This window comes from Frankia gtarii (genome assembly GCF_025403375.1).
Lineage (GTDB): Bacteria > Actinomycetota > Actinomycetes > Frankiales > Frankiaceae > Frankia > Frankia gtarii.
The window spans coordinates 1-8,155 of record NZ_JAMPTM010000294.1; the positions used below are offsets into that span (position 1 = coordinate 1).

General features: G+C 71.8%; 6 protein-coding genes. 3 read left to right on the forward strand and 3 right to left on the reverse strand.

The features are described 5' to 3' along the window. A partial coding sequence (locus NBZ83_RS27330; RefSeq protein ID WP_261576067.1) for a branched-chain amino acid ABC transporter permease occupies window positions 1-2,143 on the reverse strand: 2,143 nt, incomplete at its 3' end. Window positions 2,144-2,549: 406 nt separating this feature from the next. Continuing rightward, a complete protein-coding gene (locus tag NBZ83_RS27335) occupies window positions 2,550-3,167 on the reverse strand; it encodes a TetR/AcrR family transcriptional regulator (protein ID WP_261567525.1) in 618 nt (205 codons plus the stop codon). Window positions 3,168-3,262: 95 nt separating this feature from the next. On the opposite strand from NBZ83_RS27335, the gene NBZ83_RS27340 reads away from it, so the two are divergent. Further along, complete coding sequence (locus NBZ83_RS27340; protein WP_261567526.1) at window positions 3,263-4,471, forward strand: RNA-guided endonuclease InsQ/TnpB family protein; 1,209 nt, start codon at window positions 3,263-3,265, stop codon at window positions 4,469-4,471. A gap of 118 nt (window positions 4,472-4,589) precedes the next feature. On the opposite strand, the gene NBZ83_RS27345 is transcribed toward NBZ83_RS27340, so the two are convergent. After that, on the reverse strand, window positions 4,590-6,212 hold the full coding sequence (locus NBZ83_RS27345; RefSeq protein ID WP_261576068.1) for a long-chain-fatty-acid--CoA ligase: 1,623 nt from the start codon (window positions 6,210-6,212) through the stop codon (window positions 4,590-4,592). A 104-nt stretch (window positions 6,213-6,316) separates the two neighbouring features. Between NBZ83_RS27345 and NBZ83_RS27350 the strand changes: the two genes are divergently transcribed. Continuing rightward, complete coding sequence (locus tag NBZ83_RS27350) at window positions 6,317-7,315, forward strand: hypothetical protein (RefSeq protein WP_261567528.1); 999 nt, start codon at window positions 6,317-6,319, stop codon at window positions 7,313-7,315. Then, window positions 7,312-8,082: a 3-hydroxyacyl-CoA dehydrogenase family protein gene (locus tag NBZ83_RS27355; RefSeq protein ID WP_261567529.1), complete on the forward strand. Its 771-nt coding sequence runs from the start codon at window positions 7,312-7,314 to the stop codon at window positions 8,080-8,082. The genes NBZ83_RS27350 and NBZ83_RS27355 overlap by 4 nt, the downstream gene beginning before the upstream one ends. Window positions 8,083-8,155: the final 73 nt, after the last annotated feature.

Sequence of the window (8,155 nt, forward strand, 5' to 3'; positions counted from 1 at the left end):
GGGCCAGCAGGTCCGTGCGGGCCTTTCCGGCGACGCCCTCGGGGTTCAGCACGGCGGTGACGACCAGGCCGAGGCCGCCGAGCAGCAGCACGAACTCGTCGGGCAGCCCGAACACCCGGTTCAGGATCGTGAAGCCGAGCCCGCCACCGACGAGCAGGCCGCCGGTGACCGCGCCGCTGACGCTCGCGATCCCGCCGAGGTAGGCGAACGCGAAGAACATCAGCGACTTGTCGTAGAGGAACTTGTCGGGGGTGACGTTGCCGGTGCGGTAGGCGATGACCGCGCCGCCGACCCCGGCGATGAACGCCGAGACCCCGAAGGCCAGCACCTTGACGGCGGCCACGTTGACCCCGGCGGCGGCGGCGGCCCGCTCGTTCGAGCGGATGGCCAGCATCTGGCGCCCGGTCAGCGACCGGCGCAGGTTCGCGACGAGGTAGCCCAGCGCCACCACGACGACGAGGCAGAACACCAGGGTCAGCGGGTTGGGCTGGGTGCCGTCCCCGATCGTGACGCCCAGGACGTGATGGGTGTCAGTGTCCTGGGAGCGGATGAGCGCCGGCGTCGTCACGGTCGCGCCGTCGAACCCGCCGTTGATCCAGGAGTTGGCGAACACGACCTTGTCGACGGCGACGGCGAAGGCGAGCGTGGCGATCGCGAGGTGCACCCCGCGCACCCGCAGCGCGGGCAGCGCCACGAGCACGCCGGCGACGACCGCGACCGCCGCGCCGGCGAGGATCGGCAGCGGGAACGGCCAGCCGTGGTGCGTCGACAGGCTCGCGACGGTGTAGGCCGACAGGCCGGCGAAGCTGGTCTGGGCCAGCGAGATCTGCCCGATGTAGCCGGTGAGGACGACGATGGACAGGCAGATGACGATGCCGGTCAGCGTGTTCGTCAGCCCGTCGCGCATCGCCGGCGACAGGAAGAACACCCCGGGGATCAGCGCGGCGACGGCCAGCCCCGGACCGCCGTAGCGCAGCGACCACGGCCGCGCCGTCGGCGAGAACGGCAGCCGGCCGGGCCCCAGCACCCCGCGGGTCGGCAGCGACTGCCCGCGCAGGGCCAGCACCGCGACGATGACGACGAGCGGCACGAGCAGGTCGACCCCGGGCACGGGCAGCCCGCCGGCCTTCGGGAACCAGCTTTCGTTCGCGCCGAGGAAGGTCACCAGCGAGACCTGCATGCCGAGGCCGAAGGCGGCCAGCGTCGTCCACCCGAAGGAGGTGAAGCCGCCAACCAGGGCCGCGGTGACGGCCGGGACGATCAGCGCCGGCATGGTGTTCGGGTCGACGGAGGAGTTCACCGAGGCGACGAAGATGCCGAGCAGCCCGGTGACGACGGTGGACAGCACCCAGGTCGCCGCGGCGAGCCGGTCGGCGGAGAAGCCGAGGACCGTGGCGCCCTTCTCGTTCTCGGCGGCGGCCCGCACGGCGAGACCGAAGCGGCTGCGCTGGAACAGCGCCCACAGCGCCACCGCGAGCACGAGCACCAGGCAGACGACGAAGAGCTGCTCCTGGGTAATCTTGAACAGGCCGAGGTCGACCTGCGTCTTGTCGACGAACGGCAGCGGCCCGACGACCTGGGTCGTGGTGGAGAACCGCCGGACGACGACGGCCTGCAGGAACAGCAGCACGCCGACCGAGGCGACCACCTTGGCGAGGACCGGCGCGTGCCGCAGCGGCCGGAACACCGCGAAGTGCAGCACCAGCCCGAACAGCGCACAGAACACCAGGGCGAGCACGAGGGCCGGCCAGAACCCCATCGCGCCGCCGAAGGACACCGAGGTGGGCCAGTGCGGCACCGAGAAGGAGTCGTCGCCCGCCCGGTGCACGATGCCCTCGATGGGCGCGAGCGGGTTGGGCAGCGGGGGGAGGAAGAGGTCACCGCGGGCCCGCAGGTCGGCGTAGACGTAGGCGGCGTACATCGCGACGGCCGCCCCCGCCAGGTTGACCACCCCGGACCCGCGGTAGGTGACGACCACGCCGAGGGCGATCGCCGCGACCAGGGCCCCCAGGGCGAACCCGCCGCCGGAGAAGAAGTTGGCCCGGTAGTCCCCCTTGGCGAGGATCACCGCGAGGAGGGCCACCACCACGAGGGCGGGAACGCCCGTGCGTAATCGTGCGGAGGGAGATCGGGGTCGCTTCATTCTTCCAAGCTCCTGTTCCCGGCGGGCTGGCAGGCCCCGGTCACCAGTGGCGGTGCGACGCGGTGCACGGGCGGCCCGGTGGCTTCAGCCGGCCCCGCGAGCGGGCCCGCCGGCGCGTCGACGGCCGTGGCGTGACCGCCGGAACCGACTGCCTCCCCGGGGCGCCGATCGCGTTCCCGGCGGGGCCGCCGACCGCTGCGGCCTGCGAGGTAGGAGCAAGGTATTCGGGCGGCAGATTTCTGTCAACCCGCGAGTAGAAATTAATCTGCGTCACATGGACGTGGGCTCAGCGGCAGGCGCAGGCGGGCACCGCCCGGCCCCATCCGGTTCCAGACCCGGTTCCGGCCAGGCCCTTCCCAGGCCTTTCCCGGGCCCTGACCGGGTTCTGACCGGGTTCTGACCAGGCTCAGCGCAGGACGAGGGCCACGCAGGTGTCGGCGAACGTCTCCGGCGAGTCGCGCCGGGTGTCGAACCACTTGTAGGACCAGCTCGTCATGCCGATGATCGCGTTGGCCACGAGCCTGGAGTCACCCGGCCCGATCACCCCGGCCGCCATCGCGGCCTCGACGGCGAGGATGAACTGGCGCAGGTAGAGGTGCTCCTTACGGCCGACGTCGGCGAGGTCGGCGTGCTCCAGCCCGGCCCGCTGGTCGAAGAACACGGCGAACAGGGCGGGATCGCGCGTGACGAGCAGCGCCTGATGGCGGATGAGCGCGGCGAGCCGGTCGCGCGGGTCGGCGAGGTGGGCGAGCGTCTCGACCTCGGTCAGCGCCACCGTGATGGCGCGTTCGAAGACCAGGCGGAGCAGGTCGCTCTTGCGCTTGACGTAGTAGTAGAGGCTGGCCTTGCGCAGGCCCATCGCGGCGGCCACGTCGTCGAGCGAGCCGGCCTCGTACCCGTGCGCCTGGAAGACGTCCGCCGCCACCCGCACGATGTTCTCCAGCCGATCGCGGTACTCCTGGCTGGGCTCGAGATTGCGGGGGCGGCCCCGCTTGCGCGGCGGGTCGGACTGGCTCGTGTTCATCGGGATTGCGGCGTGGAGACCCCGCCGTTCACGGCAGGGAGGAAACGCCGCCTCATCTTATTCATCGGTCGATATCCTTTCTGTAGAATGGAGGCATGTCCCGCTACCGGATTTATCCGACCGTCGAACAGGCGGCGGTGATGGAAGACCATTGCGGGCATGCGCGGTACGTGTGGAACCTCGCCGTGGAACAGCAGTCGTGGTGGAATCCGCGCCGCGGCCCGGCGCCGAACTACCACGAGCAGTCCCGCCAGGTGACCGAAGCGCGCCGGGAGAATCCGTGGCTTGCGGCGGGTTCGCAGACCGTTCAGCAGCAGGCGTTGCGGGATTTCGCCACGGCCATGGCGAACTTCTTCCGGGGTTCGCATCGCCGGCCGTCGTGGCGCAAACGTGGCCGGTCGGCGGGTTTCCGGATCGTCGCGGTGAAACCTGGGAACGTGCGCACCTTGAACCGCCGCTGGTCGGCGGTGCGTATCCCGAAGGTGGGCTGGGTACGGTTCCGCCGGTCCCGGACCGTGCCGGAGGCGTGCTCCTACCGGGTGACGCGGGACCGGGCAGACCGCTGGCATGTCGCTTTCGCGGCCGTGCCCGACCCGATCCCGGGCCCGGGCACTGGCACGATTGTCGGGGTGGACCGGGGAGTGACCGTGTCGGCCGCGCTGTCGACGGGCGCGTTGCTGCACTGTCCCGGGTTGCGGCCCGGGGAACAGGCTCGGCTGCTCCGCCTGCAACGCCGGCTCGCCCGAGCGAAACGCGGATCGAACCGGCGGACCCGATTGAAAGCGCAGATCGGCCGAGTGAAGGCCCGGGAGGTCGACCGGCGCAAGGACTGGGTCGAGAAGACCAGCACCAGCCTTGCCCGCCGTTACGACCTGATCCGCGTCGAGGATCTGCCGATCGGGCACATGACCCGCTCGGCGCGGGGCACCCTCGCCGAACCGGGGCGGAACGTGCGGCAGAAAGCCGGGCTGAACCGGAGCATTCTCGCCCACGGCTGGGGGCTGCTCGTCGCCCGGTTGGAACAGAAAGCCCCCGGCCGGGTCGAGAAAATCAACCCCGCGTACACGTCGCAGACCTGCAACACCTGCGGAACCCGAGACCGGCAGGCGCGCGAGAGCCAAGCCGCCTTCCGGTGCCGGGCCTGTGGGCAGCAGGCGAACGCCGACGTGAACGCGGCACGCAACATCGCCCTGGGACATCAGTGGGCAACCACGTGGGTGACTGCGCGGGGAGGCGACGCCGACAGCCGGCCCGTGAACCGCGAACCTCAACACTGCGCACCCCCTCTCCTGGAGGACATGTAGCTGTTGGAATCCCCCGCGTTCACGCGAGGGAGGATGTCAAGCGTTCCTCCGCAGGCTCCGCACGCCCCGAGACGATATCGACCATCCGACCAGCAGGTAGATTGTCCGTCGGCGAGGTCTAGCTTACGGACCGCTCGCGTCCGGACCAGTAAGGGTTACGCAGCTCACGCTTGAGCACCTTCCCCGCGGCGTTGCGCGGCAGCGCCTCGACCAGATCGATCGAGGTCGGGCACTTGTAGCCGGCCAGCCGGGCGCGGGCGAAGGACACGATGTCGGCGGCCATCGGGGTCCGGCCCGCCTCGGCGACAACGACGGCCTTCACCGTCTCGCCCCAGCGCTCGCTCGGGACCCCGATCACCGCGACGTCGGCGATGTCGGGATGGGACATCAGGACGTTCTCGACCTCGGCCGGGTAGACGTTCTCCGCCCCGGTGATGATCATGTCCTTGACCCGGTCGTGGATGAACAGGTAGCCCTCGGGGTCGAGGTAGCCGACGTCCCCGGTGCGCAGCCAGCCGTCGTCGAGCAGCACCGCGGTCTCGCGGGGGTTACGCCAGTAACCGGGGGTGTTCTGCGGCGAGAAGATCCAGATCTCGCCGACCTCCCCGGCGGCGGCGTCCACCCCGGTGTGCGGCGGGACGATGCGCACCCGGGCCCCGGGCACCGCTCGTCCCGCCGAGCGTAACCGGGTGGCGTCGCCGGCGGCCTCGAGGGCCCGGCGATGATCCTCCGGCGTCAGCATGGTGACGGTGCCCGCGGTCTCGCTCAGCCCGTAGACCTGCACGAAGTCGCAGCGGAACGTCTCGATCGCCCGGACCAGCACGTCCAGCGAGATCGGCGAGGCGCCGTAGGCGATCGTGCGCAACGACGACAGGTCCAGCTCGGCGATGCCCGGCACACCGAGCATCGTGCGCAGCACGGCGGGCACCGCGAACAGGTTCGTCACCCGGTGCTCGGCCACCGAGCGAAGGATCGCGTCGGGGTGGGCCTCACGCAGCAGCACTGTGTGGCAGCCGGCATGGAAGCCGCTGAGCGAGTAGCCGCTGCCGGAGATGTGGAACAGCGGCATCGCGACCAGGTTGACGGTGTCGGTCCCGAGGTCGAGCGTCTCCCCGCCCATCCGCAGCAGCGACAGCAGGTTGTGCTCGGTCAGCATCACGCCCTTGGGCAGGCCGGTGGTGCCCGAGGTGTAGAGCTGGATGCGCACGTCGTCGGGCTTCGCGCCCAGCCCGGGATCGATCGCGGGCGCGGCGGCGACCCACTCGTCGTAGTCCTGGTAGCGGGTCGAGTCCTGGTCGCGGGTCGAGTCCTGGTCGCGGGTCGAGTCCTCGTGGCGGGCCGAGCCGCCGACCACGATGATCTTCTTGACGCCGGGCAGCTCCGCCTCGACCGCCTCGACGGTCGCCGCGAACGCCGCGCCGACGACGAGGACCCGGGCCTGCGCGTCGGCGATGATCGCGGCGATCTCGACCGGTGCCAGCCGCCAGCTCACCGCGACGTTCACCGCCCCCAGCTTCGCCCCGCCGAAGAGCAGCTCGTAGTACTGCGCGGCGTTGGCGTCGAGGTAGGCGACCCGGTCGCCGGCGGCTACCCCCTCGCCGGCGAGGGCCTGGGCCACCCGGTTGGAGCGGGCGTCGAGCTGGGCGAAGGTGACGGTACGGCCGTCTGCGGTGAGCGCTGGCAGGGCGCCACGCTCGGTGCCATGGGTTCGGATCAGGTCGGCGATGGAGCTGATCGGCATGTCATCCCTCGATCCTCGCGGCGGCGACCCGCAGACCGTAGGAGCCCCGCCGTATTATTGTCAACCCACGAGTCGAAGAAACATGCATCCCCTGGGGGTCCCTCGTGATCACTCTCCTCGAATCCGCGACCTGGAACAACGGCCACCTCGACGGTGTCATCCGGGACATCCGCCGCCCGTTACCCGAGGACGGCCTGCTGAGCGGGGCCGTCCTGCGGATGGGCGACCCCGACGCGGGCCCCGTCGTCGCGATGTCCATCGAGGGCCGGATCTTTCCCCGCAAGGCCCCCGTGCACCTGCACAAGAGCGACAGCTTCCGGATGGCCCTGGGCGAGCCGATCCGGGTGGGCGGCACCAGCTACGCCCACGGCGAGTTCCGCCTCCAGCGGGCCGACGCCTTCTACGGACCGGAGTACTGGTCCGACGAGGTCGGTACCAACCAGCTCCTGCTGATGGCCGACCGGCGCGGGCTCAAGCCCTACCTGACCGACTCGCAGCTTCAACGGCTCGCCGACACCGCCCTCGCCGACGACGTCAGCCTCGAGGGAGTGGCGATGCTCCCCCGCGACGCCGACGTCCCGCACGCCATCGCCAACAGCTTCGGCGCCGCCCTGCGCCCGAGCCACTTCGACGCCGGCTTCACCGACACTGCGCGATGGTCGGTGCTCTCCGACGGCAGCCGCCTGGCCGCCGTCGCGCTGGGGCACCGGGAGTCCGGGGTGCTCCTGCTGTGCTGGGACCGGCCACCGGGCGCCGCCGCGCTGCCCGCCTTCCGGCTGGGCGCCGACCTGGTCCGGCTCGTGGTCGAGGGCTCCTGCCGGATCGACGCGCCGGGCGCCGCCGACGGCTCGACGGGCGGATCGGGTGACCGGACGGAGGGCGCCAGCGAGGTCGAGCTCGGCCGGCTCGGCTTCCGGCTCCAGCAGGAGGGCACCTGGCACGGGGCATCCCGCTCCGGCCCGGCCGGCTCGAAGGAACTGTGGATCGTCGCCGACCGGCGGGCGTGGCCGCCGCTCACCGCGGCCGGACCGGCCGAGGGACCGTTGGCCGAGGCGGGTGCCGAGGTGGCAGCGCTGACTTCCCAGCTGGCGGCAGCGGCATGACCGCCGGCGACGACCCGGCCGGCGTCGGTGCCGTGGGGACCGTGGGGGTGATCGGCGCGGGGGTGATGGGCGCGGGGATCGCGCAGGCGGCGGCGGTGGCCGGCTGCGCGGTGGTCTGCGTCGACACCAGCGCCACCGCCCGTGAACGCGCCCGCCACCAGCTCGTCGAGGGCCGCTTCGGGCTGCGGGCCGCAGTGGAACGCGGGAAGCTCGACGCCGCGGACGTCGACCGGGTGATCGCGAGGATCGCCTGGGAGCCCGAGCTGTCGGCCGTCGCCGGCGCGGCGGTGGTCATCGAGGCCGTGCCCGAGGACCTCTCGCTGAAGGTCCGGATGTTCCGCGAACTCGACCGGGTCGCCGCCGCCGGCGCGATCCTCGCCACCAACTCCAGCGGCTTTCCGATCGGGGCGCTGGCCGCGGCGACCGACCGGCCCACCCGGGTCCTCGGCTGGCACTGGTCGTCACCCGCGCAGATCATGCGCTTCGCCGAGATCGTGGTAACCGAGCACACCGACCCGGACGCCGTCGAGACGGTGACCCGGCTCGCCCGCGGGCTGGGCAAGAACCCGGTCGTCGTGCGCGACGCCCCGATGTCCTGGGGCTACGTCGCCAACCGGGTGTACTGGGCGGCGGTGGCCGAGGCGCGCCGGATCGTCGCCGAGGGGATCAGCACCGAACGCGACGTCGACCAGCTGCTGGTCGACTGCTTCCGCTGGCCGGTCGGACCGTTCACGATGATCCAGGGTGCCACGGCGGGCTGGACGTAGCCGCGTCGGCGGTCGGGCGAGCCCAGGCCGGCAGCAGGCCCCGGCGGGCAGCGGACCCCGCGCGGCCCGACCC